Source organism: Mobiluncus curtisii subsp. curtisii ATCC 35241 (assembly GCF_000146285.1).
GTDB classification, from domain to species: Bacteria; Actinomycetota; Actinomycetes; order Actinomycetales; family Actinomycetaceae; genus Mobiluncus; species Mobiluncus curtisii.
This window is the reverse complement of the sequence record NZ_GL385912.1, coordinates 56,932-81,280: the sequence shown is the minus strand read 5'-3', so window position 1 is coordinate 81,280 and position 24,349 is coordinate 56,932. Positions and strand designations below refer to the sequence as shown.

Genomic DNA, 24,349 nt, shown 5'->3' with positions numbered 1-24,349 from the left:
AACTTGGAGCTTGAAACTTTACAGCGATGGAACCGCATGAGCCAAAGCATCACCACGGCTCTGTTGGAAGATACCGATGAGGAGGAAGCACTGGCTCTCATTGCTTCCTCCGTGCGTCGGGTGGCGGAGGCTGATACGACCTTGATTGTGCTGCCCAGCTTGGGCGGAAAATACATCTGTGAAATTGCTGACGGCGAGGCAGCCGCACAGATGATTGGTTTGGAATTTCCTCCCGAAGGACGCGCCCAGTCGGTCATCCGCAACAATGTTGGCATTATCGTGGAATCTATGGAGCGCGCCAACTTACTGCGAATTCCGGAACTGTCCATTTTTGGTCCGGCTCTCTATGCCCCGATGAGCGAGCGCGGTGCTGCCAGCGGTGTGATTATCCTATTTCGCAATCCCGGCAGCCCCGAATTTACCGTCCCGGATTTGCGCTCCGCCGAGAATTTTGCGGCCCAAGCTACCCTAGCGTTGCGCTTGTCCGGCGTGCGACAGTCCGAGGATCGTGCGGAGCTGTTGGAAGAACGCCAGCGCATTGCCCGCGACCTGCATGACCTGGCTATCCAACAATTGTTCGCGACTTCTCTGCATCTCGAAGCGCTAAAGGAAGACCTCAGCGATCGGGAACTCACGGCACAGACAATTCGCACGACTCTGGATGAAGCGCTGCATTCAGTGGGCGACTCGGTAGGGGAAATCCGTCGGATTGTCAGTGAACTGAAAGATCAAGACACTGCCGAACCGGAACTTTTGGGTGGGTTGCGAATGGAGGCTTCGCTGTCTCGCCGCTCCCTCGGCTTTGCCCCGTCACTCATTGTGCGCCTAGATAATGAAGTTTGCACTCTGGACAATATGGAAAGGATGGAGGAACGGCTGCGCCACAGGTTACCGGATTCTCTCATCTCTGATGTTCTTGCGGTAGTACGAGAGGGACTGACGAATGTGGCTCGGCACGCTCATGCTACTGAGGTACGTCTGGAAGTCGATATTTGGTTTAATCCGGGGTTGGTTCCGCCTCGCTGCGCCCTCAATGAAGCAAGCGTTCCCCTGCCCACCCAGACCAATGGGATGCTGCGAGTAGAGATTCAGGATGACGGGTGCGGGCTTGATTCCAGGATTGATCACCATTCAGGCTTAGCCAACATGACCGCCCGCGCCACGATTCACCTGGGGATGATGCGCATCGGAAAACGCCCTGACGGAGCCAGCGGAACCCTTCTGACCTGGTGCATTCCGCTTGAGTAGCTACGCGAGAGGTACCCCCTGGTCAACTGCTGTGGTGGTTACAGTTCGGCACGCGGAGAATTCTTGCGCCACTCGGCAGAGCGCTGCGAAGCCACCCACGCTGCCACCTGAGTGCGCCGCTGCAGACCCATCTTCGACAGCAGTGCGGTAATGTGGTTTTTCACGGTCTTTTCAGCCACTCCCAAAGTGTCCCCGATTTCTCGATTAGACAGACCATCGCCGATTAATCCCAGAATTTTCTTTTCGGTAGGGGTCAAGTGTTCGGTAGGACCGCTGCGATTAGCGCTGGTGCGTGTCACGGTGCGTTCATCAAGCAGAGTTCTGCCTGCCGCTACTGCTTTGATAACGTTAGTGATTTCCACCCCTGCCACAGTCTTCAACAAATAAGCAGCCGCCCCAACTTCCAAGGATTCTGCCAGGGCCTCGTCATCATCAAAGGAGGTCAACACAATCATGCGCGCGTTTGGTGTCATCACTCGCAGTTGTCGAATCAAATCAATGCCGGTGCCATCGGGCAGCTGCAAGTCCACCAAAACCACATTAGGGTTTGCCAACTCGGCTCTCGAGAGGGCCTCGGCAACTGAGCCGGCTTCGGCGACGACCTGTAAATCCGCAGCCCTATCCACGATCTCAGCGATGCCACGGCGTACAATCTCGTGATCGTCGACAATCATGACGCGAATTTCCGACAGCTCAGTCATCTCTGGTCCTTCCTAACGCTTTCGCTGGCAGCGTGGACAAAACACGCTGGAGCGACCGTCAATAATCATCTTATCGAGCCGTGTCCCGCAGCGGTGGCAACTTTGTCCACCCCGTCCGTAAACCTGCAATTCTTTTGCGAATTCGCCTGGATTGCCCCAAGAATTCACGTATAAGCGGTCAAATGAAGTACCCCCAAAGACCAACGCCTGTTCCATCACCGCCGCCACGGCACCTAGCAATTTCCGCAGTTTCCTATCGCTGAGCGACCGACCGGGAGCAGCGGGATGTATCCGGGCAGCAAATAAGCCTTCATCTGCATAAATGTTTCCGATACCGGAGACAATGCCCTGATCCAACAACTTGGTTTTGATTGCTCGCGTGCTGGCATGAGTTTTTTTCACGAAATCTGTTGTATCTCGGCACGGATCGAGCACATCGCGGGCAATATGTTCCATGCCCTGCGGTAGCAGCGGTTCCGGGGCACCCATCCCTCCGGGAGCACCATCCGCGGTGGGTTGCAACGGTCGGAGTTCGACATGACCAAAGGTGCGCTGGTCGCAAAATACCAGGTCTTTCCCATTGTCGAGGGTGATGCGAACGCGTTCATGAGGCAAAAGTCGAGTCTCTCTCGAATGCTGCGGAGCGGCTTGTGGTGACGCGGCTGCCTCTTTACGGTGCAAAGTCGCGCCCCTAGATTCCACTCGCAGCTGTCCCGACATACCCAGGTGCATCACGAGGGCAAGCGGACCTTTTTCCCTGGGGGTATCCCCTAGCAAAGGAAACCACAAAAACTTTCCGCGCCGTACTGCCGCACCTAGACACGCCCCCACCAGTCCTGCGCGCAACCCCGTGATTCCCCCCTGCTGATTGCGCAAAGTCCGCTCATGGGTGGGGTCGCTGGCACCGAGAACCCGCGCCCCCACCACGGTTTGCTCCAGATTACGGCGAATTGTCTCCACTTCGGGAAGCTCCGGCATATGCTATCTATTCCCCGAAACGGTCTTGCAAAATTTCGAAAGCTGCCTCGGCTGCGCTGTGCTCAGCGGATTTCTTGGAGGTTCCCTGACCTTCGCCCAGCACTTCACCGGCTATACGAATTTGAGCAGTAAATACCCGAGCATGGTCCGGTCCACTCCCCTGCACCACGTACTCCGGTTCACCCAGAGAATTAGCGGCCGCGAACTCGCTCAGATGGGTCTTCCAATCCATCCCGACCGCCCGGCGCGGCGCGTTGCGCAAGTATCGGCGGAGGTGACGCTCGATAGTGACGCGCGTCGATTCCAACCCTGAGGTGAGGTAGGACGCACCAATCAGAGCCTCTAAAGTGTCGGACAGGATGGAGTCCTTTTCTCGACCTCCCTGTCGGTCCTCACCGATTCCCAGCAAGATGTAATCGCCCAGATGCAGTCGTCGTGCAACTTCCGCCAGTGGGGTTTGACTGACGGTGGCGGCCCGCATCGGAGCCAACTCCCCTTCGGGAACATCGGGGAAGTTACGGAACAGGTATTCGGTGACCACAATCTGTAGCACCGCATCCCCTAGGAATTCCAACCGTTCATTCGTGCCGGTTGAGCCAGTTTTCCCATGTTCGTGGGCAAAGGACCGGTGCGTCATCGCGACCACCAAAAGTTCTGTATCGACCGGTTGTCCCCAGTCCGCCAGTAAACGTTCTAGGGTGGCTCGAGGTTGACCCGGTTCGCCAATTTTGTCTGTGTTTCGTGGGGACTGATTCACGAGGCTTCGTCCCCTCCAGTTTCCTGGGCGCGCAGCTCTTTCGCTAAATCTCCCAACGCCGCCCACCGCGGGTCCAAAACTTCGTGATGGTGATCGGCGGGCAAATTCTCAAATTTTTCTCCGCAATCCGGGCACAATCCTTGACAGTCGGGTCGGCACAATGGCAGAGTCTCCATGCCTAGCACCAGAGCGTCCCGCAGCACCGGTTCGAGGTCCACCTCGTCTTCGGCACTCACTTCAAGGATGTCTTCCCATTCCTCGTCTCCCTCCCGGCGGGCAGCTTCGCGCGCTCCGGGAAAGAAAAACATCTGCGTTTCGTTAACCTCTACTGTACTTGGAACCGGGTCCAAACAGCGCGAGCATTGGGCATCGGTCAGCACCGTCCCCTGCAAGCTGACCAATATCCCCTCGTGCAGGGACTGCAAGCTGACCTCGAAACTACCTTCGGGCTCCCGCAAAGCCACGACTCCATTCGTCCACGTGCTTGGCAACGGCAACAGGTAATCGTGCAGTTCCAGCGTCTTTCCGGGATTGCCCGGCAGAGAGGTTAAACCGATGCAGTAGTCAGACCCGGTCTGCGTACCGGTGGACCGGGCAGAGGGTTTACCGGCATCACGCGCTGTGGCGCTGCTAGTCATTTTTAACCTCCGCGTTCTCCCCTTCCAGGTGGGGCAAATCGTCGGGGTTGAAGCGCGCGCGTTCACTTAAGACTCTCCGCCCCGCGGCGGACTGTTCCTTTAGCTTGTCGAGGGTTTCTTCCAGCACCGTCAGCTTTTCCTCACAATAGCGATCCGCTCCCGCCGCTAGGTCAGTAGCCTGTTGGGTCGCGGTCTCGATAATCATCTCGGCACGTTCCTTGGCCATAACGACGATACGTTCCTGATTGACCAATTCATCGGCACGAGCATGGGCATCAGCTTGGATACGTTCAGAAGTGGAATTTGCTTGCACCAAAGCTTCCTCTGCTTCCTCTTGGGCACGGGCGATGACCGCATTGGCTCCAGCTACAATCTGGTTTGCGATACGGATATCTGCCGGCATAGCTTCGCGCGCCGATTCCACCAAGGAGAGCGCCTGAGCCTTATTGACCAGCACGGATGAACTCATCGGCAGGGAGCGCGCTTGTGAAATTAAGGCTTCTATCTGGGCTAATACATCCATCAGCTCCGAGCCTTTATAGTCCTGAGCGTTCAGTGCCGCCACCATTTGTTCCGAGGTTAGGGCTTCCGGCTCCACGATTTCTGCTTTATCGCTCTGTTCCGGCGTTGCTGAGTCCACCTCCTCGCCGAGAGTCTCAGAGGTTACCTGCTCGGCAGCTGTTTCGTCCACGCTGTCCTCTGTTGCGGTAGGTAAATCCGCCGATTCCTTCATCTCGTCGTCCCTGTTTTCCTCGCTCATTTTTCTCCCTAGCTGTTGTGTTTGTCGAAACGGGCTGCAATGACATTATTATCCCGGTTTGGCGGGCTGACTTGGTAAGCCTCATACAGAGCCCGCGCAGTATCCGCACATACCATCGTATAGACATCAGCCCCGTAACTGGCGACTTCTTTAACCATAGAACTTGAGACGTGAATCAACGCCGGTTTGCAGCCCACGAATACGGTCGGCGGAGCTCCGATTTGGCGATTCATCTGACTCATTGGATTTTCGTAATCAAAGTCCTGGGACGTGCGCAGCCCTTTCGCGATGACGTCAATCTGATGTTCTTTACAGAAATCAGCTAACAGTCCCTCCACGGTCTCTACATTGACACGCGTCTCGAGTTTCGCTTCCCGGATAGTGGTCTGCGCCAGTTCGATACGTTTCTCCACTGAAAGCAGTGGAGTTTTCTTTGAGTTATTAGCAATTCCGATTACCACGACATCAGCAAAAGCTAAACATTGCTTCACCATATCGAGGTGCCCATAGGTGAAGGGATCAAAAGTTCCGGGGCAAAGCGCTTGAGTCACGTATCCAGATTACCGGCAATTCGACTAGGCTGTGGTCTGTGACACGAATTGTTGCTGGCGAAAAAGGGGGCTTGCGCCTGAATGTCCCGAAGTCGGGGACCCGTCCCACTTCGGAGCGGGTGCGCGAAGCGATGTTCTCTCACCTGCTTTGTTCGGGGTTCCCACAAGGTGCCACGGTTTTGGATTTGTTTGCTGGTTCAGGAGCTCTCGGTTTGGAGGCGCTGTCCCGCGGCGGGGCGTCTGCGGTCTTCGTAGATGCCGCCGGGTCTGCAGCCAAAGTGTTGCGCGCGAACATCGACGCCCTGCGCTACCGCGACCGCGTGCGCGTCCTGGTGAAAGACGCTGCCAAGTTCGTTTCGGAGCTGAAGCCGACGGATTGTTTTGACCTCATTTTTTTGGACCCCCCCTATGCTTTGGCGCCTTATGTGCTCTGCGAGATTCTGGCAGGTCTGACCGCGCATCTCAGCCCGGAAGGAATCATGGTCTTGGAGACGTCAAAAAAGTTTCCTGCTCCTGAAATTCCTTCGGGACTGCAAGCCTATGCCGCCAAAAACTACGGCGATACCCTGGTTACTTATTTGCAGAGGGTGTCGAGCTGAGGTTCAGTTGAGCGGCACCCTGCGCAATGATGGCACCAAGGGCCGGCAGCACCAGATAGATGGCTTCTTTTACAATCATCATCCCGGAATCGTTGATAGGCACCGCCACCGCCATGCCCAGTAAGATACCTAAAGCCACTACGCGCAGCGCGGGCTGGTCGGTGAGCTGATTCCAAGAAGACACCCACCGCGGCCAGAACACCTGGCGACGTTTCACAATCACCAAAGTCGTCGCTAATACCGCGACCACCAGCACCAAAAGGATAACGACCCCCAGATTGTTCACAAAGGAACGCAGCACGTCACGGACTTTTCCAGCAATTAGCTCCCGGCTTTCGCTGCTGCCCAAATTGGACCAAAAATTCCCAATATGGCTGTCTGAGCCGCGGGAGAACCAGCCGATAATCCCCATCACCGCCAGAGTAGACACCACCCATAAACCAGCGTGCCACCAGCGTGGCGGCACCCCCGCAGCCATCAGGGCGACAATCCCGAAAGCCAGAATAATTCCCGGAGGTCCCCCAAAATCGGCGCCCCAACCGGGTAAAGCATCGACTAAAAGAACCGCGACACCGAGCCCTGCTGTAATCCATCCAGCTCGACGCTGACCCCAGAAACGTTGCAGTACCGGCAGCAATGCCAGCAAAGCTCCGGCAATGAGGATGATGTAGGTGCGATTAGAGATACCGTAGTAACGCCGCGAACTGAGCACCAGAGAGCCCATGAATCCGTTGCGTTGGTGGGCAGATCCCAGCATGATGTCCAGCGCTAAAATGAAACACGAAATCCCCGCTAGGATAGCCACCGCGTGAGAGTTACGCCACAGAGAAGCCACCAAAACCGCCGTAATCACCGCGGTCAAAGCCAGGGATATCCCGACTGATCCGACCGCCGAGTCGGTACCAGGCAAGTTCCACCACGGAATCCAGTTCAGGATCAGCGCAGCTGGAAGCATCGCGAAAGCGACAAGACCCAGGAGCCGCACCACCCACCAGTTGTTCGCCAAGCGTCGCGTGCCAGACGAAGCGAAAGCCCAAATTAGCAGCGCCCCCATAGCGAGGTAGGAAAACAGGTGAAACACCTGATACCACGGCGAATTGGCTCGCAGGGCGGAGGTAGCATGGCGCTGCTGTTCAGTAATCATGGCACAAGCCTTAGCGACGCCGGCGACCGGGGTGACGCTCAGCTCGGGAAGGATTATATTTGCCGGTGGGACCATCTTGGGTTCCACATAGGCACGCGCATTGAACACTAAACCGCGTACGTCGGCAAGGGTTGCTAAGCCGAGAGCATGAGTCGTGGAGGTATAGAGCACACCGGTGGTTTCAGTCAATCCTTTCCTCGGGGTCGCGGATGGTTTCCCATCCGTCAGCGCCAATCCCGGAGTCTGTGCGGCTAGCAGCTGCAGCGACCTGGCTCCTTCAAAATCTCCCAAAGAAGCAATAACCACCGGTCGAGGATGCGCTGCACTCTGATTTGCGCTCAAGATGGCAGAAAGTTGCTGTAAGGATAGGGTCTTTGCCGTGTCGTAAGTGTTCTGGTTCAGAACGGCGGTGTCAACGGTATCCAAATCCACCACGACATCGCTGGGGGCAGCAGCGAGAAGTTCTTGCCAGGCGGATGCCAGGGCTGTCCGGTTCTTTAGGGGCTTGCCCAGCGGCGGAACAGGCTGTTGCGCTTTGGCGTCAAAGGCAGCTCGGGCACCAGCCCCGGTACGCTCGTTATAGAGAGAATCCAGCGCGGAGGGATTAATCCGCTCCATTTCAGGGATTACCGGCAAAGGTTGCCAATGCGCGACCTGACCGCGGTGATTCGCCAGCGGAATTCCCGCATTTCTTCCTACTGCCCACGCATCCGGAGCAAAAATCCCGCGCGCGGGCCAGGTGATGTTTTCCGTACGACCTTTGAACTGTGCATAGGTGACCGCTGTAGTTTTGGGCAAGGACGGGGCGGCGGGAGTTATCTGCGCTGGGGTTTCCGCGGTCGTACCGTCACTCTTCACCAGTTTCATCCCCAAGCACTGCGCCCCCACAGTTTGCGCCAGTCGACGTCCTTCTTCGTCCGCGACATCGCCACGGGCACGCAGTTGCATCCATCCCTCAGTGGGGCAGGTATAAATCCGAAAAGACCTGGTACTCAGTGCCGAAAATGTGAACGGAACCAGCATTTGACCCAGTTGATTGCCCTGTAAATCAAGATCGCTGGGTTTCAGACCGCTCATCCCTAAAAACAACACGCCGGGGGCATCCGGAGAAGGAAGGATAACGTCAGCGTTTTGTGTCCACCTCGCGGTGGGAAATTGTGGTTCGTGCACGACCTCGGTCATCGCGCTAGCCTGCGGAAGTAGTACTGCCAGCGTTACTGCTAGCATCGCGACAAATGCTCCCAGACGCCGCCACCATGAACACATAGGTGGAATTTTACCAAGTTTAAACACGCCTACCGTACTCCCCTATGACTTGGTGAGATTCTGGGCACCATCCCCCAGCTCAAATACCAGCCTAGCCAACTCTGGATGAGCGCTAAGCTGTGGGTCTGCCGCGACCAATGCCGCCGCCGCAACTTTCGCGGCAGTAATAACTTCCGCATCATTAACCAAGGAAAGCACTTTCAGTCGGGAGCGGCGACCCGACTGGTTCTGTCCCAGCACGTCACCCTCTCGCCGGATAGTCAAGTCGGCTTCAGCCAGCGCAAATCCATCCCGGCTCGCCGCAAAAGCGCACAAACGTGCCAGAGCCGGAGACAGTGTCCCCGCCCCCGCTAGTGCCATCATTTCCGGCAGATTGCCCGAAACGGGTGGGAAATCCAGGGGGGCAATAGCGAGGCAAACGCCAGGTCGAGAACCGCGACCAATCCGCCCTCGTAGCTGATGTAGCTGCGAAATCCCGTAGCGGTCTGCATCCAAGATGATCATCATGGAGGCTTCGGGCACATCCATGCCGACTTCCACAACCGTGGTGGACACCAACAGTGGGGTGCGACCCGCGGCAAAGTCTGACACTGCCTGTTGTTTGGCGGCAGAATCCAGGTTGGAATGCGCCACCCCGATAGGAACATCCCTGAATATAGGCAGGGCAGCCAGTCGCGCCGCGGTCTGGGTGACGGTGTGCAGAATCCGGTCGGGCTCCAGTGCCTCGAGTTCACCGAACCCCGCTAAATCATCACCCCAACTGGTTTGCACCGCAGGTTTCCGAGTTTTCCGGTCACCTTGCGGCGGATGCCGAGAATCACTGGAGGAAACAGGGTTCTGTCCCGTGGCATCCGGCGCAATCTTGGGGCAGAGCACATAAACACGTCCCCCCTGTTTGATTTCTTCCGCGGCTCGGCTCCAGGCACGTGTGACCCACCGTACATTTGCCTCATTGACCAGGAACGTCTGAACCTCCGCACGCCCCGCGGGCAGCTGACGCAATACGGAAACATCCAGGTCCCCAAACACGGTCATGGCGACGGTTCGCGGTATCGGGGTAGCGGTCATCGTCAAGAAATGCGGCGCTCTCTCCCCTCTCGTCAGCAGGGCGCCACGTTGTTCCACCCCAAAACGGTGCTGTTCGTCAACTACAACCAAGGCCAGTCGGGATAACTGCAGCGACTCAGTCAGCAGGGCCTGAGTTCCCACCACCAGCATCGGCTCACCGGCCGCACCCCGGTCTGCAATTTCTCGTTTCTCCGGGGCGGGTGTTGACCCGGTCAGTAAACGCAGTGGGACATTATCCGTGCCGGGCTGTTCCCCGGAAAGACCCCCCAGAGGGTCAGCCAGGTCCCCTAACAGCCGATTCAAGGTCTGAAAATGCTGGTGGGCAAGGACTTCGGTGGGCGCCATGAAAGCCGCCTGAAAACCGTTTTGTACCGCGGCGAGACATGCCAAAGCCGACACTACGGTCTTGCCCGACCCGACTTCCCCCTGCAACAGTCGATTCATCGGAACTTCGCGGGCAATATCCCCGGCGATTTCTTCCCAAACCTGGCGTTGCCCCGCAGTGAGCTGGAAAGGCAACCCCGCCACGGCTTGTGCGACCAAGTCACCAGGTTCCCCGTCTGAGTCCGTACTCGACTCGAAAACATCCTGCGAAACCGGCAAGGACCAGGCCGGATGGGATTGAATCTGATTACGGGCTTTCGCCAGAGCTGCCCCCAGCGTGAAAGCCTCGCGGAAACGCAGATAGTCCAGCGCCGCTTGGTATTGAGCATCAGTCTCCGGGTGGTGCAGACCGAGCAAAGCTGTGTAGGCATCAGGGAGGTTCCTCTCCCGGCGCAGCGAGTCGGGAATAGCTTCGGGAATCTCCGCAGGGTTTACCATCAGCAGCTGCGCGTCGATAATTTTCCCAATCTTCCACGAGGGTAGACCCGCGGTGGCGTGATATAGCGGCTGGGGTTGGGTCGAAAGTGTTTTCACGATCTCCGGGTCATAATCGGCAAGCACCCGATATTCCGGATGCGCCAAGAAGGCTTCACTGGCAAGGCTGTCTGGTTTCCCCGAAAGCCGCCCGGCAAAAACCGCTAACGTTCCCTTTTCCAGGCGATTTGCATGCAGATTTAAGGCGTTGGGATGTTTCGCAAAGAAACGCACGGTCAGGCGGTTAGCTCTCTGACCCCACAAGTCCGGACGGGCACCTCCCTCGTTGCGCGCATCGGTTTCCAGTTGGTCCTGCAGGGTTACCGTGAGCATGGCTTTGTCGTGACGACGAGTCCAGCCCAAGTGCGAGTCCATGACCACCGCAAAAACGGTGACATCCGTTCCGGGAATCAGCGAGTCAAAATTTGTCAGTTCCCCCCACCTATAAGTCCGTCGTGGCGGATACCAGAGCAGGTCACCCAAGGTTAGCACTCCTAGGTGAGCGAATTTGGAGACGACAGACTTCGCCTTAATTATCCGCTCGAGAGGGGTCTGCAAGTTAACCATGATTTCACCCTATCAGGGAGCCTCGCACCGAAAATTCGAAAGTTTTGAGAAATGGAAGACCGTCACAGTCAGACCGGGGTCAGGCTTCAAAATCTGACCCCGATGTAGGTGGAGCCAGGCTGTCCTCCGTAGTAGGCAACCAGTTCGATATCGGCATAGTTCGCCAAAGCAAGCTGCAAATTCATCCGGTCCGTACTGACGTTTCCAGAACTGATTACTGCGTGGAGTTCCCGGTTTGGTCCCAGATCATTGACCAGATCCCGGATTTGGGTATCTAGGTCATGGTGGGACAAAGGCTCAACACGGATGCCGGCTTTCAAATCCCGGCAAGCAGTTTCCAGATCGCGCAATTGCTCCAGATTCCTGCCACGAAATTGCTTCCCCTGCAGAGATTGCACCAGCCACGCAGCACTCAGTTCGTCTTCGGTATCGGCCACCATCACGGGAGAATCCGATAACTCGGCATCATCCAGAGAATCACGCATCGTCAGAGCCATTTTTCGCGTTTCGGGGTCAGCAGGAATGATGAGAGCAGCGCGACCTTTCGGGAGAGAACGCCACGCCCAGCAAATCTGTTCGGAATTTTCCGTCCCCAAAAGGACCGTGGCTCCCGCCCTCGCGTAGGTCTCTACCAGTGCCGGAGCGGCGCTGAGAACCAGCAGACCGGGGGTCACCAACGGAACCTGACGGGCGGCAAAGTCAGACAGTACCACCACATTGTCAAAATCAGCAGTGAGTCGAGTCAGGGGATCTTCATCGCCTTCGAAAGCCTCGGGGTTCCTTCCGAGATGGTGAATCAACACCGCCCCGTGCGGATATGGCAGGGCTGCCAGCGGTGATGGAGTGTGTACGTGAGCCACGAAACGACCCGCTCCAATTCCATCCAGAACCTTACAAATCAGCACTTCGGAACTGGCTGCTCGCAGACTTTCCCGCAGTTTTCCGGTGGGCATGTCCAGGGCTTCAAAATGGAAAGTAGCACCAAATTCGCCGCCCGGCACCGTGTGACGCAGACTTTCCGCAACGCTACGCGATCGATTAGCCCAATCACTCAGCATGGCTTGTACCGTGGAAACATTGGTGGGAACGTCCCCTTCAGCCGTTGCCGCCAAGTCAGCCAAAGAGGCAAAAATCAAACACGCACCTGCCAGACCAGCATCCCCCACCCCACCGTGGGCATCAGCAGAATCAATAGTGGCCTCCTGCGCACAAACCAAAGCCGTGTCCACGACTTGAGACAACGTCAATAATTCCAGCTCCGATAGCTGTTCTGAAACGGTAGTAATCAATCGGGACAACCCAAATTCCCAAGTATCTGACCCGCTGACTTCCCGAAACGCCCTGTCCATAGCGTCGACGGACATCAGCAAATCAGCAGGACGCACCACCGGTGCATCCCCCCAAGCTTCAGCACAGGCCGCAAAACCGGAAGCGAGAAAAATTCCGACCGAACCGTGGGTAAATTTCGCCACTTCTCGACTCACCGCAGCCATAAATTCGGCAGGACGCAGCGAAAGGGGCAAGGTTTGAGTCGCCCGTGTCGCCACCGCCCAAGAGTTCGCCAGATTGGTCCCGGTATTAAAGTTTGGCACCGGAAAAGTGTTGAGATCATCCAACAATTCCCGCGCCTGATTCAGGACCGCTCCCGTGCGCACGCACCACTCACGCAGGTCATTAGTCTCTAGCTTTTGTCGCGCGGTATCCAAACTGTTCCCCTCTGCTTTCTTTCCAAGTTACCCGCTACCGACCAATTTTTCCGATTCCCATTCCGGTTTCTGCCCGCTTCGCGCCGTGACCAACACATTGGTCCCACTGCCGCTACCCGAAACGACAATGGGACCAATCGGACTCGGGAACTGTCCTCACCACGCATTCAACGCGGAGGCAAACCCCTTTCCTCGTCACCCCAAACCTTGCCGGTGTAGTGGGGACTCATGAGGGACTCTACACTGAGCACTTCGTCAAGTTCCGTAGCGCTCATCAGACCTTTCTCAATCACCAGCTCTTTGACGGATTTGCCTGTCTTGGCAGCTTCCTTACCAATCAAATCACCGTTGTGGTGACCGATAATGTCATTGAGGTAGGTGACGATACCGATGGAATTGTGCACGTAAGCCTCGCAGACTTCAGGATTCGCGGTGATACCGTCAATGCACTTGGTACGCAAGGTGTCAATAGCGTTGGTCAGCAGCTCAATAGATTCGAACATACATTGAGCGGCAGCTGGTTCCATCACGTTTAGCTGCAGCTGCCCCGCGGCGGCAGCATGGGTGAGGGCAACATCGTTGCCCATGACTTTAAAGCAGACTTGATCGACGACTTCGGGAATGACCGGGTTGACTTTGGCAGGCATAATCGAGGAACCCGGCTGCATCTCGGGAAGATTAATTTCGTGCAAACCACAGCGCGGTCCCGACGAAAGCAGCCGCAAATCATCACAAATTTTTGACAGTTTGGATGCCAACCGCTTCAGCACCGCATGGACTGCCAGGTAAGCACCGTTATCCGAAGTGGCCTCCAACAGGTTCGTCGCCGGAACAATGTCGTAACCGGTCACCTCCGCCAGCTTTTGGCACGCGACTTGTGGATAACCCTCCGGGGTGTTCACGCCGGTGCCGATAGCTGTCGCGCCCAGGTTCATTTCCAGCAGTAAATCTCCCGCCACTGACAAACGTGTCAGTTCCTCGGTCATGTTGACCGAAAAACCATTGAATTCTTGCCCCAACGTCATCGGAACAGCGTCCTGGAGCTGGGTGCGCCCCATTTTCAGGATGTCTTTAAACTCCTCGCCTTTACGTGCAAAAGCCTCGGACAGTTCCCGTACCGCCCGCTCGACCCCACGCAGCAAGGTAAACACCGCCACCCGAAACCCGGTGGGATAGGCATCATTGGTAGATTGGCTCTTGTTCACATGGTCATTGGGATTAATGATGTCGTAGCGACCTTTTTCATAGCCCAACAGTTCCAGCGCCAAGTTTGCCACAACTTCGTTCGTGTTCATGTTCACCGAGGTGCCCGCCCCACCCTGGAACACGTCCACCGGGAACTGATCCATCGCGCGACCTTTCACCAGCACTTCATCGCAGCCAGACACAATGGCACGGGCAATGTCATGAGGCAGTACGTGCAGTTCCTCGTTCGCTAACGCCACAGCCTTTTTGACCTGGACCATGGCGCGTACGAATTCGGGAACATCTTGAATCTTCTTGCCCGAGATATGGAAATTCTCGATTGCCCGCAAGGTTTGTACTCCATAGTATGCGTCCTCAGGAATTTCTCGTTTCCCGAGCAAGTCCTCTTCGATACGCCCAGTCATCATCGCTCCTATCTGTTTTCTCGGATAAAGGATTTGTACGCGCGATTTACCAGGACTGCATTGTCCTGACAGTCCCATTCTAGTCTGCGAGTTCAACGCCGTGTTTGGAACTACCGTAGTCTTGGAGTCGTGCGACAACACGCCTCCAAAGTGGGATACGATTTGAAAATCAGCGGGTTTTGCCTTATCATAGTGAGGTTGCTCGTTTAGAGCTGCGGGTTCAACCCCGTGAATGGCTTTGAAAAATTACAGGAAATCAGAGGTAAGAACATGGCTGCGGTATGCGATGTATGTGGAAAAGGTCCCGGTTTCGGGATGAGCGTGTCTCACTCTCACCGGCGCAACAAGCGTCGTTTCAACCCGAACATTCAGCGGGTTCGCGCCATCGTCGAGGGCACTCCCCGTCATTTGAACGTGTGCACCAAGTGCATTAAGTCCAATCGAGTGGTGCGTAATACGGGTCGCTAACCCCAATTCACTTCTTGAATGCCGCGTCAGGGTCCGCCCTTGGCGCGGTATTTGTTCTCAGCAAATGCAGCAGTCTCTTCCCGCCACGGACGTGTGATTCGGGTTTTGGCGTTAATTTAGACTCACCCCGGCACCGCTATGGTTTGACCTGACCGGGATGGGACACTGTTAGGATGGGGATATGGCTACAACTCATTTGCAAGGTAATCCCGTAAACACTGTTGGTTCACTGCCCGCGGTGGGTTCTCCCGCCCCGGATTTCGTGACCGTCAAACAGGACTTGTCCGAAGTGAAATTGTCTGATTTACGTGGCAAGACTGTGCTTCTCAATATTTTCCCCTCTATCGATACGGGGGTTTGCGCGGCTTCTGTTCGTCGTTTCAACGCCGAAGCCGCCCAGCTCGAGGGGGTGGAAGTCGTCTGTGTTTCGCGTGACCTTCCTTTCGCCCTGGGTCGGTTTTGCGCTGCAGAAGGGATTGATCACGTCACCACGACTTCAGCCTTCCGTTCCAGTTTTGGTGAGGATTACGGCGTGCAGATAGCTGACTCCCCTATGGCAGGCTTATTCGCACGGTCTATCGTGATTGTTGATCCGAACGGTGTGGTGAAATACACGCAGCTGGTCGACGAAATCACCACGGATCCTAACTTTGAAGATGCGCTAAAAGCACTGAACTAGGCTCCCCCGTTTACGTGCCGAATCCGCAGCGACCGGGAAAACCACCGGCTACATCCGTTGCGCAACCGCACTCATCCACAAGCACAAGGTCGCTGCGGACGTCACGTTTAGGGACTCGGCACGCCCAAACATGGGAATGGACACCAGCACGTCGCACCAGGACTCCTCAGTTGCGTCCAGTCCGTGTGCCTCGTTACCCATGACCCAGGCGACTTTCTTGTTGCTCCAAGTCCCGGCAGTAACGGGCGTCAGCATGACGTCTCCGGATAGGGACGTGCCCACGATGGTCCATCCCTCGGCTCGCAGAGCCTTCACCACCGCTGCCAAATCCTGGAACCGCGGGGTGGGAACATGGAACACACTGCCCACCGAGGCACGGATTACTTTCGGGCTGGTCGCGTCTGCGCAATCCTGCCCCATAAACACTGTCGATGCCCCACAAGCATCAGCCAGCCGAATCAGCGTCCCCACGTTACCGGGGTCTTGGGTGGCAGGCAAAATCAAAGCCAAACTTCCCTCGGGAGAGCCTGTCACAGACGGAAAAGCCTCGAAACGCGCCACTGCAATCCACCCTTGTGCAGCGTCACTCAGAGCCTTCTCAACTTGCGGGGAAACAGTATGTATATGCAGTCCCCCAGCGGATACTGTGGACTGCGCGAATTCCAGCAGTTCCGGACGAGTCGCAGCACCCGCCTCAGTCACATATAAATCTGTGACTGCCCCCTGGGGCGCGCAGTGCAGCAGCTCAGTGACTGCTTGGGGACCTTCCACCCGGGTCAGTCCCGAACGAAGGCGCGCGGAACGCCGCGAAAGCCCCGCCACCTTCCGGATGCGATCGCTTCCGGGGTTGTCGAGAATTTCGCGGCGTTCTACCATAGAGTTTTGCTCGATAAACGCTGGGCTTAGGCAGCCGCGGGAGCGTTTACATCTTTGGGCAGGGCAGCTTGAGCTGCCTTAACCAATTCATTGAAAGCAGCAATGTCGCTCACTGCCAGTTCTGCCAGCATCCGACGATCGACTTCGATACCAGCCAGACGCAGACCCTGCATGAAGCGGTTGTAGGTCATACCCTGGGCGCGGCAAGCCGCATTGATGCGGGTAATCCACAAGCGACGGAAGTCGCCTTTGCGGACCTTGCGGTCCCGGTAGTTATACACAAAACTGTGGGTGACCTGTTCCTTAGCCTTGCGGTACAGGCGGGAACGCTGACCGCGGTAGCCCTCGGCCCGTTCCAGAGTGGTGCGGCGTTTCTTGTGAGCGTTTACTGCGCGCTTGACACGTGCCATGATTTATCTCCTTTTTCCTTTACTTACCCAACAGCTTCTTCATACGTTTCACGTCAGCCGGAGCCACGACCTGATCCTGGCTTAGGCGACGGGTGCGCCGAGACGACTTATGTTCCAGCAGGTGACGCTTATTAGTCTGTTCACGCATCAGTTTGCCGGAGCCAGTAACACGAATCCGCTTTTTAGTCCCAGAATGGGTTTTATTCTTTGGCATATTATTTCTCCTCTTTCTTAAGCGGGGCCTTCTTGGTGGCCGGTTTATCGGTTTTGCCCGCGGTTGTCTTGGGGGCAGATTTTTTGGTAGTACTAGTCGTTTTCCGGGCAGGAGTCTTGGCACTGCTCTCAGCAGGGGCATCGCTCGCCTTTGCAGTTTTAGCAGCGGTCTTTGTCGCAGTCTTGGCGGCTGTCTTCCGTGCCGGGGCTTTCCGCGTTGCCGGTTTTTCGCCAACCTCCGGGCTTTGGGCAGCCGCTGGACTCTGTGCAGCAGGTTTTTCCGCTGCCGCCGAAGTTTCTGGGTCCGCAGAGCTGGCAGGTTTCTTTCGGGCTGGCGCTTTCGCCGGCTTTACATCAGCAGGCTCTGTAGCTTTAGGAGCCGCGGCGCTCAGGTTGCTCGAACCGAGTTGGTCAAATGTCAACGGCTTCAAAACCGGGGCGTTTGCCTGTTGTGCCACCCGCTGCTGATTCCGTAACGCCCGTTCCGCCTTAGCGTCACGCTTCGCTTGACGTTCGTCCTCACGGCGCTTGCGCTGCTGGCTCATGGCGTCAGTCTTTTTCTTAACCGGACCAATCACCATAGTCATAGAACGACCGTCTTGACGGGGGGCAGACTCGACAACACCATCATCCGCGATGTCCTCAGCCAAGCGTTCTAAAAGTTTGATTCCCATTTCCGGGCGGCTCTGTTCCCGTCCCCGGAACTTAATCATGATTTTGACTTTGTCTCCGCCGTTGAGGAAGCGCAGAATGTGACCCTTTTTCACTTCGTAGTCGTGACTGTCAATCTTAAGTCCCAGGCGAATTTCTTTCAGTTGGGTACTGGCTTGATTCCGGCGCTGATCACGAGCCTTTTGCGCGGCTTCGTACTTGTATTTGCCGTAATCCATCAGTTTGCAAACTGGCGGATGCGCATCGGGAGCGACTTCCACCAGGTCCAGACCGGCGTCATCAGCTAAAGAGACGGCCTTCATGGTGGCCACCACTCCGATTTGTTCGCCGTTGACACCAACCAGGCGCACTTCGGGCACCCGAATTTGGTCATTAATCCTTACGTCAGTAATGAGGACTCCTTGCTTGTAACCACGCCGCGAACCAAAGCACACGCAAAGTTACCCCGCAACCGTGGCATAGAAAGCACAGCCGAGCGCTTTAGACCATAACCCAAGACGTGCGTCCCTCAGGAAACTACACCGGGTGGAGGTGGGAAAACTTTCCGCTTACTTCGGCATACAGCCGAACAAAGTTGATTCTAGCGCATCCACGAGGTTTTCGCACATTTCGGTTTTGCGCACCTAGACAAGATTCAATCCACAGCAAAGGAACTTCCGATTCGAATTTTACCAGATTCAAGCCAGGGGGACGCTGCCGCATCAACGACCCCCTGTATAGCAAAAGACCGAACGCCTGTGCTAAACCTTGAATCCACTCATGTGACATTCGAGTTCATCGGCGAAGGCTCGCAAATCCGAAGTCGCCTCTAAAAGGTGCTCCACCGATTCTGAGATGCCTTGTCCACCCTGAGCCACCGCGGTAATCATGCTGTTTATTTCGTCAGCAATCGAAGCCGCGTTTGCTGTAGAACGGCTCATTTCGTTCGTAGTAGCAGTTTGTTCTTCCACCGCGGAGGCAATAGTAGTTTGGAAATCAGAGATTTGAGAGACAATTTGAGATATTTCTTCGATAGCTTCCACCGCGCCGGTAGTATCGTTTTGAATTTGCTCAATACGGGTGGAAATTTCCTCCGTGGCCCTACCGGTCTCAGCAGCGAGGTCCTTGACTTCACCGGCCACAACTGCGAAGCCTTTCCCAGCATCGCCAGCGCGCGCCGCCTCAATCGTGGCATTCAAAGCTAACAGGTTGGTCTGCTCCGCAATTTTAGTAATGGTTTTTACGACTTCACCGATTTCCTGTGAAGATTCCCCCAGTTTTGCTACGACCTTGTTCGTACGCTCGGCAACCTGTGTGGCATTACGAGCAACCGACGCCGCCTCTGTAGCGTTAGAAGAAATCTCGCGAATAGACGCACCCATCTGTTCCGAACCGGCTGCAATGGTGGACACATTAGAAAAGACATGCTCTGAGCTACTATCGACTTTTGCAATCAGACTATTGGCCTGGGACGCGCTGCTCGCAACTTCGTCCAGAGTGTTGGTAACGTGCTGTGAGGACTCTTTTACCTTGGCGGAAACATTGTAAGTATCGGCAATCAGTCCTCTTAAGCTTTCGGTGGCCAAGTTCATATTACAAGCCATGTCGCCAGCCTCATCGTTGCTATTAATGTCCATGTGTACGGTCAGGTTACCGCCAGCTAAAGCCTCCAGTCCCTGATTAACTTGGCGAATGGGATTAACGATACGTCGAGTCATATTTACACTCAACAGTATTGCAATGACTATGCTGACTAGAGCGACCCCTCCCACCTCGATGAACATAGTAGTTTGAGCACGAGCAGCGTCCGCTTTTGCCGTGGAGACTCGCTTATCAATTTCTACGCCAACCTGGGTGAGCTGTTCTTCCATAGCGTTAATGAGTCCGAGGTTGTCCTGCGGTCCTTTTTTAAAAGTCTCGAGACCATAATCCCAAAAATCCGCAGCGTAGTTCGGACCGTCCTGGACAGCATATGCCATAGGAACCAACTGATTGGCGCGCAGAGTCTTCCACTTCTGGTAAGTCTCAACGAATTTCGGGAAGGTGGGAAGGTACTTTGATTCCGGGGATTCACTGATTTCCTGGATGGATTCTTCGATAATGGCATCGTGTTTATCGACTCGTTCCTTATCGCCATCTTTATCTTTAGGCTTCAGCTCCAGTGCTACCCAGTCACTCATCATGCGTACATAAACTTCAGCATGCCAAATTTTTTGAATGGGTTCCTTTAGCGCCGAGGCTTTCATAGTCTCGGCGGTGGCAGCATTCACAGAGCGTAAGCCAATCACCCCAACCACGGCAATCAGCGCCATAGCCAGCACCATTACCAGGGTAATCAAAGCCAGCTTCATGGCGATAGTAAAACGTTTCGCCGAACGAGAGATACTCTTTGCCATTGTTCCTCCTTGATAAATGGACTTTTTGCCGTCATACGGCGAGAATCTAAACATTCTTTAGCCATATTTTCCAAAAAGTGTACAGCAATACGGTCTGTTTGGTCTAGAGTTCAGACGCATATTTTTCGTTTATTCAACTCTCACAATTTTGATTATCCTGAATAAGTGTGCCATCAGCCATTTCACCCACGACATTAAGTAATGACAATTGGTTGTTAAGGGCAATTATGAGACCGACGGAGTCGGCTTTGTCAGACGTAATCAAAGCTTCCTCTTAGAATCCCCCAAAATACCGGAAATACCTCCTAAAATTACAAACAAGGTAACGACCTATGGAAACGAGGCTGACCAATGATTCCTAGCTTAAAGGTTCTGGATGCAAGCCCGACAGGGGTATTCCCGCTAATCAGCGCAAAACCAGGCGACGGACCCGGCGGCGGGGAGGCAAACCTGGTGCTTCCCGATTTGTCCCTCGCTAACGTTCACGGCATAGCCGGTACCAGCTTGCTAATCTTTGGCATGATAGTGTGCCTGGCAGGTCTGGCATTTGGAATCGTGACGTTTTTTAAACTCCGCAGCCTACCAGTGCATCAATCCATGCTAGAAGTAGCGGAACTCATTTACTCCACTTGCAAAGCCTACCTGGTGAAGCAAGGCAAATTCCTGTTGCTGCTGTGGGCTTTCATCACGGTAATCATTCTCATTTACTACAAGGTACTGGTGGGATTTAGCTGGGGTAAAGTCGGAATTGTGGTGTTGTTCAGCCTGTTGGGGATGGGCGGATCGTTTGCCGTTGCCTGGTTTGGCATTCGGGTCAACACTTTTGCTAACGCCCGGGCGGCTTTTGCCTCGCTGCGCGGCAAGCCCTACCCTGTCCACCAGATTCCGCTGCAGGCCGGGATGTCCATCGGGACCGTGCTGATTTCCCTCGAACTGTTCATGATGCTGGTTATTCTGGTGTTTCTGCCCGCTGACGTGGCAGGTTCGTGCTTCATCGGTTTTGCCATCGGGGAGTCCCTGGGAGCGTCCGCCCTGCGTATCGCCGGGGGTATCTTTACCAAGATTGCCGATATTGGCGCGGACCTCATGAAGATTGTGTTCAAAATTGACGAGGACGACCCGCGTAACCCTGGGGTTATCGCAGACTGCACCGGGGACAATGCCGGAGATTCGGTGGGACCTTCCGCTGACGGCTTTGAAACTTACGGAGTCACCGGTGTAGCCCTGGTAACTTACGTCATCCTGGCAGTCCCCGACACTTCCATTCAGGCGCTGTTGCTGGTGTGGATTTTTACGGTGCGCGCGGCAATGATTCTGGGTGCGGCACTGGCGTACGCCCTCAATGCCCTGTGGGTCAAAGGGCGTTACGGAGACGCGAAACGCATGAACTTTGAGACCCCCTTGACGACACTGGTCTGGCTGACTTCGATGCTATGCATCGTATTGATTTTCCTGGTGACTTTCTTTGTACTGGGTGAGCAAGGCAGCCACCTGTGGCTGAAACTGGCGACCATCATTACCTGCGGGACCCTCGCGGGGGCATTGATTCCTGAACTTGTGAAAGTATTTACCTCTACCAAAGCGCGTTTCGTGCGGGAAACGGTGAAATCTTCTCGTGAGGGCGGTGCCTCGCTAAACATTTTGTCCGGCATGGTTTCCGGCAATATGTCCGGGTACTGGCTGGGGATGACGATAGTGGGTTTGATGGGAATTGCCTTCCTGATTTCCCTGCTGATACCGCAATCCCTGATGGCAGCTCCGGCAGTGTTCGCTTTTGGACTGGTAGCTTTTGGTTTCTTGGGGATGGGTCCGGTAACCATCGCCGTGGACTCTTACGGTCCTGTCACTGACAATGCCCAATCTGTCTATGAACTCTCGCGTATCGAATCGGTCGAGAACATCGAAGCCGAGCTGATGGCAGACTTCACTATTAAGCCCGCATGGGACACCGCGAAACTCATGCTGGAGGACAATGACGGGGCGGGCAACACGTTTAAAGCCACGGCAAAGCCGGTTCTCATCGGCACCGCCGTAGTGGGCGCCACCACCATGATTTTCTCTATCATCATGACCCTCACGAATCGTTTGCAGGACACACAAGCCGTGGGCAATCTCTCCCTGCTGCACGCTCCTTTCCTGCTGGGGTTGATTACCGGAGGTGCCGTCATTTACTGGTTCTCCGGGGCCTCTATCCAGGCGGTAACGACCGGGGCAAACCGCGCCGTGGCGTTTATCAAAGATAATATCCACCTTGATGCCAGCAGCGAACGAGCCTCCGAAAAAGACAGCCGCGCGGTGGTAGAAATTTGTACACAGTACGCTCAGCAGGGGATGCTGCTTATCTTCCTGGCAGTGTTCTTTGCCACGCTGTCTTTCGCCTTTGCCGAGCCGTTCTTTTTCATCGGCTACCTGATTTCCATCGCTATTTTTGGTTTGTACCAAGCCATATTTATGGCTAATGCCGGCGGGGCTTGGGACAACGCGAAAAAGGTCGTGGAAGTCGATTTGCATATGAAGGGCACCGAACTGCACGATGCGACTATCGTCGGTGATACGGTCGGCGATCCGTTCAAGGACACGTCCTCGGTAGCTCTCAACCCGATTATCAAATTCACCACCCTGTTTGGTCTGTTGGCAGTGGAATTGGCAGTGAGTCTGACGAACCAGGGTCAGGCACGGCTGGTGCATATCCTAGCTGGGGTCTTTTTTGTGGCTTCAGCCTACTTTGTGTGGTGCAGTTTCTATCAGATGCGTATCCGCGGGGCCTCTCGGGACGCTATGCATGATCATGAACCTCCGGTTGACACTGAGTTGAACGGGATTCCCAGTGTTAAGAATCGGGTCGCCCGTTCCTCATTCAAGGCGATTCCTCGCCCTGGAGGCATTGAAGCCCCCATCGACGCGGCCGCGCTGGACGAAATCCTCGAGGCATCACCGTCAGACACCGACCTTCTGAAACACGTTCCCGACCTCGAATTAACGGCAGAGCCATCGCAAAGCGATTCCCCGCAGCCATCCGACCGGACTGCGGAACAGAAAGGGGAATAACCATGAAATTGGCAATCAAGTGGGAAAATGCCCAAGTTGACGAAGCCGGGCGGGTGTCTGGGCATTCTGCCGGCGACACTCTGGTGCGACGGGTTTTGCGTAACTTCCCCGACTCCATCCTGATAGGCGGTCCCGCCCGGCGCGCCGAAAACTTCAGTGTGGCTCCCCTCGAGATGCTCGACCCGACTGACACGGCGGTTATCAATATGGATGTCATTGATTCACCGCGACTGTGGCAAAAAATGCACAATGCCGGAGCGACGAAACCGCACATCATGAACTTCATGTGGTGGTCTCCGCGCGAATTGACGACGGTAGAAGGCATTGCCTCCATGGCTCTGTCCTGTGCCCTGTTCCCCACTTTTGCGAACTCGGAACGCACCGCTATGGAAGTCCGGGAGATGGCAGAAAAATGGACTGTGAAACCGCTGCATGAACAGATGCAGCTGGGGTGGGTAAACCTGGGGTTCCGTCTGGCTCATGTCCGTCCGCGGGTAGAGACGGAGATTCCGGTCGTGCTCTACCCCTCGATTTATCTTTCGGCAAAGAAGCGCCCGGATATTTTCTTGGACGTGGTCAACTGGGTACACCGCCAGATTCCGCTGCGGGTCGAGATGCGTTTGCACGAAACCCACCTGGTCAGCGAAGCCGCCATGAAGTTTTCCCATCGTGACTGGATTTGGGTGGGACCCCTGACAGCCACGCGCCAGTCCTATTGGGAGGCTTTGGCGCATACGACCGCTTTCCTGGCGACCACTGAGGAAGAATCTTACGGCATCGAATACGTGGAAGCCTTGGGGGCGGGAGTCATCGGCGTCTTTCCTGACCTCGAATGGGCTCACGCCTTGGTGCCGGCAGACTACCCATTTTTTTATCACTCGGTGGAAGAAGCCAAGAACATGCTGTGGCAGGTCCTGGTTAAGCCTGCGGAGGCTCGGAAACAGATGGACGCGGCAGCCGGTGGTTCGATTCAGAAGTGGATTGGCGAACACCACTCGGATGATGTTTTTGACGAAGCCTTGATTCAACACGTTGCTGACTGGTTGGGCGATATTCCCCACGCTTAATGCCTTTCACAAGGGCGGTGGGGCGGTGGCAGCGCTAGCGTCCCGTGTCAGATCCACCAGTCTTCCCGCTCACACCCGGTAACGTCGCGT

At 55.5% G+C, this 24,349-nt stretch carries 21 protein-coding genes; 6 read left to right on the top strand and 15 right to left on the bottom strand.

Going from position 1 to position 24,349, the window contains the following annotated elements; translation table 11 throughout:
• Positions 1-36: 36 nt before the first annotated feature.
• Complete coding sequence (locus tag HMPREF0574_RS00380) at positions 37-1,248, top strand: GAF domain-containing sensor histidine kinase (protein WP_013189620.1); 1,212 nt, start codon at positions 37-39, stop codon at positions 1,246-1,248.
• 38 nt (positions 1,249-1,286) lie between these two features.
• Here the strand turns inward: HMPREF0574_RS00380 and HMPREF0574_RS00375 are convergent, their stop codons facing one another.
• Genes HMPREF0574_RS00375 through coaD form a run of 6 tightly spaced genes read right to left on the bottom strand, consistent with a single transcriptional unit; the run spans position 1,287 to position 5,633 of the window.
• The gene (locus HMPREF0574_RS00375) at positions 1,287-1,949 is read right to left on the bottom strand and encodes a response regulator (protein ID WP_004006671.1); all 663 of its coding nucleotides are present in this window, start codon (positions 1,947-1,949) and stop codon (positions 1,287-1,289) included.
• A 12-nt stretch (positions 1,950-1,961) separates the two neighbouring features.
• Positions 1,962-2,927: a bifunctional DNA-formamidopyrimidine glycosylase/DNA-(apurinic or apyrimidinic site) lyase gene (mutM, locus tag HMPREF0574_RS00370; protein ID WP_004006670.1), complete on the bottom strand. Its 966-nt coding sequence runs from the start codon at positions 2,925-2,927 to the stop codon at positions 1,962-1,964.
• Positions 2,928-2,934: 7 nt separating this feature from the next.
• Entirely contained in the window at positions 2,935-3,684 is a 750-nt protein-coding gene (rnc, locus tag HMPREF0574_RS00365) for a ribonuclease III (RefSeq protein WP_004006669.1), read from the bottom strand.
• Complete coding sequence (locus HMPREF0574_RS00360) at positions 3,681-4,322, bottom strand: YceD family protein (protein ID WP_004006668.1); 642 nt, start codon at positions 4,320-4,322, stop codon at positions 3,681-3,683. The genes rnc and HMPREF0574_RS00360 overlap by 4 nt, the downstream gene beginning before the upstream one ends.
• The gene (locus HMPREF0574_RS00355; protein ID WP_004006667.1) at positions 4,315-5,082 is read right to left on the bottom strand and encodes a hypothetical protein; all 768 of its coding nucleotides are present in this window, start codon (positions 5,080-5,082) and stop codon (positions 4,315-4,317) included. Before HMPREF0574_RS00355 ends, HMPREF0574_RS00360 begins: the two co-directional genes overlap by 8 nt.
• 8 nt (positions 5,083-5,090) lie before the next feature.
• A complete protein-coding gene (gene coaD / locus HMPREF0574_RS00350) occupies positions 5,091-5,633 on the bottom strand; it encodes a pantetheine-phosphate adenylyltransferase (RefSeq protein WP_004006666.1) in 543 nt (180 codons plus the stop codon).
• A 38-nt stretch (positions 5,634-5,671) separates the two neighbouring features.
• Between coaD and rsmD the strand changes: the two genes are divergently transcribed.
• Entirely contained in the window at positions 5,672-6,232 is a 561-nt protein-coding gene (gene rsmD, locus HMPREF0574_RS00345) for a 16S rRNA (guanine(966)-N(2))-methyltransferase RsmD (protein WP_004006665.1), read from the top strand.
• On the opposite strand, the gene HMPREF0574_RS00340 is transcribed toward rsmD, so the two are convergent.
• From HMPREF0574_RS00340 to aspA, 4 genes are all read right to left on the bottom strand, one after another.
• A complete protein-coding gene (locus tag HMPREF0574_RS00340) occupies positions 6,204-8,642 on the bottom strand; it encodes a tellurium resistance protein TerC (protein ID WP_236585896.1) in 2,439 nt (812 codons plus the stop codon). The genes rsmD and HMPREF0574_RS00340 overlap by 29 nt on opposite strands.
• A gap of 42 nt (positions 8,643-8,684) precedes the next feature.
• The gene (locus HMPREF0574_RS00335) at positions 8,685-11,135 is read right to left on the bottom strand and encodes an ATP-dependent DNA helicase RecG (RefSeq protein ID WP_004006663.1); all 2,451 of its coding nucleotides are present in this window, start codon (positions 11,133-11,135) and stop codon (positions 8,685-8,687) included.
• 86 nt (positions 11,136-11,221) lie between these two features.
• On the bottom strand, positions 11,222-12,841 hold the full coding sequence (locus HMPREF0574_RS00330; protein ID WP_004006662.1) for a DAK2 domain-containing protein: 1,620 nt from the start codon (positions 12,839-12,841) through the stop codon (positions 11,222-11,224).
• 167 nt (positions 12,842-13,008) lie between these two features.
• Positions 13,009-14,454, bottom strand: a complete 1,446-nt coding sequence (gene aspA / locus HMPREF0574_RS00325; RefSeq protein WP_004006661.1) for an aspartate ammonia-lyase — start codon at positions 14,452-14,454, stop codon at positions 13,009-13,011.
• 267 nt (positions 14,455-14,721) lie between these two features.
• Between aspA and rpmB the strand changes: the two genes are divergently transcribed.
• A complete protein-coding gene (rpmB, locus tag HMPREF0574_RS00320; protein ID WP_036324183.1) occupies positions 14,722-14,919 on the top strand; it encodes a 50S ribosomal protein L28 in 198 nt (65 codons plus the stop codon).
• A 181-nt stretch (positions 14,920-15,100) separates the two neighbouring features.
• On the top strand, positions 15,101-15,598 hold the full coding sequence (gene tpx / locus HMPREF0574_RS00315; protein WP_004006659.1) for a thiol peroxidase: 498 nt from the start codon (positions 15,101-15,103) through the stop codon (positions 15,596-15,598).
• 48 nt (positions 15,599-15,646) lie between these two features.
• Here tpx and HMPREF0574_RS00310 read toward each other — a convergent pair whose 3' ends face one another.
• The 5 genes from HMPREF0574_RS00310 to HMPREF0574_RS00290 all read right to left on the bottom strand — a co-directional run bounded on the left by HMPREF0574_RS00310 (position 15,647) and on the right by HMPREF0574_RS00290 (position 20,144).
• Positions 15,647-16,474 carry a TrmH family RNA methyltransferase gene (locus HMPREF0574_RS00310; protein ID WP_004006658.1) on the bottom strand — a complete coding sequence of 276 codons (828 nt, stop codon included), beginning with the start codon at positions 16,472-16,474 and terminating at the stop codon, positions 15,647-15,649.
• 26 nt (positions 16,475-16,500) lie between these two features.
• Positions 16,501-16,884: a 50S ribosomal protein L20 gene (rplT, locus tag HMPREF0574_RS00305; RefSeq protein WP_004006657.1), complete on the bottom strand. Its 384-nt coding sequence runs from the start codon at positions 16,882-16,884 to the stop codon at positions 16,501-16,503.
• A gap of 19 nt (positions 16,885-16,903) precedes the next feature.
• Positions 16,904-17,098 carry a 50S ribosomal protein L35 gene (rpmI, locus tag HMPREF0574_RS00300; protein WP_004006656.1) on the bottom strand — a complete coding sequence of 65 codons (195 nt, stop codon included), beginning with the start codon at positions 17,096-17,098 and terminating at the stop codon, positions 16,904-16,906.
• A 1-nt stretch (position 17,099) separates the two neighbouring features.
• A complete protein-coding gene (gene infC / locus HMPREF0574_RS00295) occupies positions 17,100-18,203 on the bottom strand; it encodes a translation initiation factor IF-3 (protein ID WP_004006655.1) in 1,104 nt (367 codons plus the stop codon).
• 306 nt (positions 18,204-18,509) lie between these two features.
• Complete coding sequence (locus tag HMPREF0574_RS00290; protein WP_036324797.1) at positions 18,510-20,144, bottom strand: methyl-accepting chemotaxis protein; 1,635 nt, start codon at positions 20,142-20,144, stop codon at positions 18,510-18,512.
• Between the two features lie 351 nt (positions 20,145-20,495).
• Here HMPREF0574_RS00290 and HMPREF0574_RS00285 point away from each other — a divergent pair, with 351 nt between their 5' ends.
• Both HMPREF0574_RS00285 and HMPREF0574_RS00280 read left to right on the top strand, forming a co-directional pair.
• Positions 20,496-23,192 (top strand): sodium-translocating pyrophosphatase, encoded by a 2,697-nt coding sequence (locus HMPREF0574_RS00285; protein ID WP_004006653.1) that lies wholly within the window; start codon positions 20,496-20,498, stop codon positions 23,190-23,192.
• A gap of 2 nt (positions 23,193-23,194) precedes the next feature.
• Positions 23,195-24,259 carry a hypothetical protein gene (locus tag HMPREF0574_RS00280; protein ID WP_004006652.1) on the top strand — a complete coding sequence of 355 codons (1,065 nt, stop codon included), beginning with the start codon at positions 23,195-23,197 and terminating at the stop codon, positions 24,257-24,259.
• The last annotated feature ends 90 nt before the right edge of the window (positions 24,260-24,349 follow it).

What these genes read in the sequence shown, in the direction of transcription:
- HMPREF0574_RS00380 (WP_013189620.1), top strand. Translation starts at nt 37, where the DNA reads ATGAGCCAAAGCATCACCACGGCTCTGTTGGAAGATACCGATGAGGAG.
- HMPREF0574_RS00375 (WP_004006671.1), bottom strand. Translation starts at nt 1,949, where the DNA reads ATGACTGAGCTGTCGGAAATTCGCGTCATGATTGTCGACGATCACGAG.
- mutM (WP_004006670.1), bottom strand. Translation starts at nt 2,927, where the DNA reads ATGCCGGAGCTTCCCGAAGTGGAGACAATTCGCCGTAATCTGGAGCAA.
- HMPREF0574_RS00360 (WP_004006668.1), bottom strand. Translation starts at nt 4,322, where the DNA reads ATGACTAGCAGCGCCACAGCGCGTGATGCCGGTAAACCCTCTGCCCGG.
- HMPREF0574_RS00355 (WP_004006667.1), bottom strand. Translation starts at nt 5,082, where the DNA reads ATGAGCGAGGAAAACAGGGACGACGAGATGAAGGAATCGGCGGATTTA.
- HMPREF0574_RS00340 (WP_236585896.1), bottom strand. Translation starts at nt 8,642, where the DNA reads ATGTGTTCATGGTGGCGGCGTCTGGGAGCATTTGTCGCGATGCTAGCA.
- HMPREF0574_RS00335 (WP_004006663.1), bottom strand. Translation starts at nt 11,135, where the DNA reads ATGGTTAACTTGCAGACCCCTCTCGAGCGGATAATTAAGGCGAAGTCT.
- aspA (WP_004006661.1), bottom strand. Translation starts at nt 14,454, where the DNA reads ATGATGACTGGGCGTATCGAAGAGGACTTGCTCGGGAAACGAGAAATT.
- rpmB (WP_036324183.1), top strand. Translation starts at nt 14,722, where the DNA reads ATGGCTGCGGTATGCGATGTATGTGGAAAAGGTCCCGGTTTCGGGATG.
- tpx (WP_004006659.1), top strand. Translation starts at nt 15,101, where the DNA reads ATGGCTACAACTCATTTGCAAGGTAATCCCGTAAACACTGTTGGTTCA.
- HMPREF0574_RS00310 (WP_004006658.1), bottom strand. Translation starts at nt 16,474, where the DNA reads ATGGTAGAACGCCGCGAAATTCTCGACAACCCCGGAAGCGATCGCATC.
- rplT (WP_004006657.1), bottom strand. Translation starts at nt 16,884, where the DNA reads ATGGCACGTGTCAAGCGCGCAGTAAACGCTCACAAGAAACGCCGCACC.
- rpmI (WP_004006656.1), bottom strand. Translation starts at nt 17,098, where the DNA reads ATGCCAAAGAATAAAACCCATTCTGGGACTAAAAAGCGGATTCGTGTT.
- HMPREF0574_RS00290 (WP_036324797.1), bottom strand. Translation starts at nt 20,144, where the DNA reads ATGGCAAAGAGTATCTCTCGTTCGGCGAAACGTTTTACTATCGCCATG.
- HMPREF0574_RS00285 (WP_004006653.1), top strand. Translation starts at nt 20,496, where the DNA reads ATGATTCCTAGCTTAAAGGTTCTGGATGCAAGCCCGACAGGGGTATTC.
- HMPREF0574_RS00280 (WP_004006652.1), top strand. Translation starts at nt 23,195, where the DNA reads ATGAAATTGGCAATCAAGTGGGAAAATGCCCAAGTTGACGAAGCCGGG.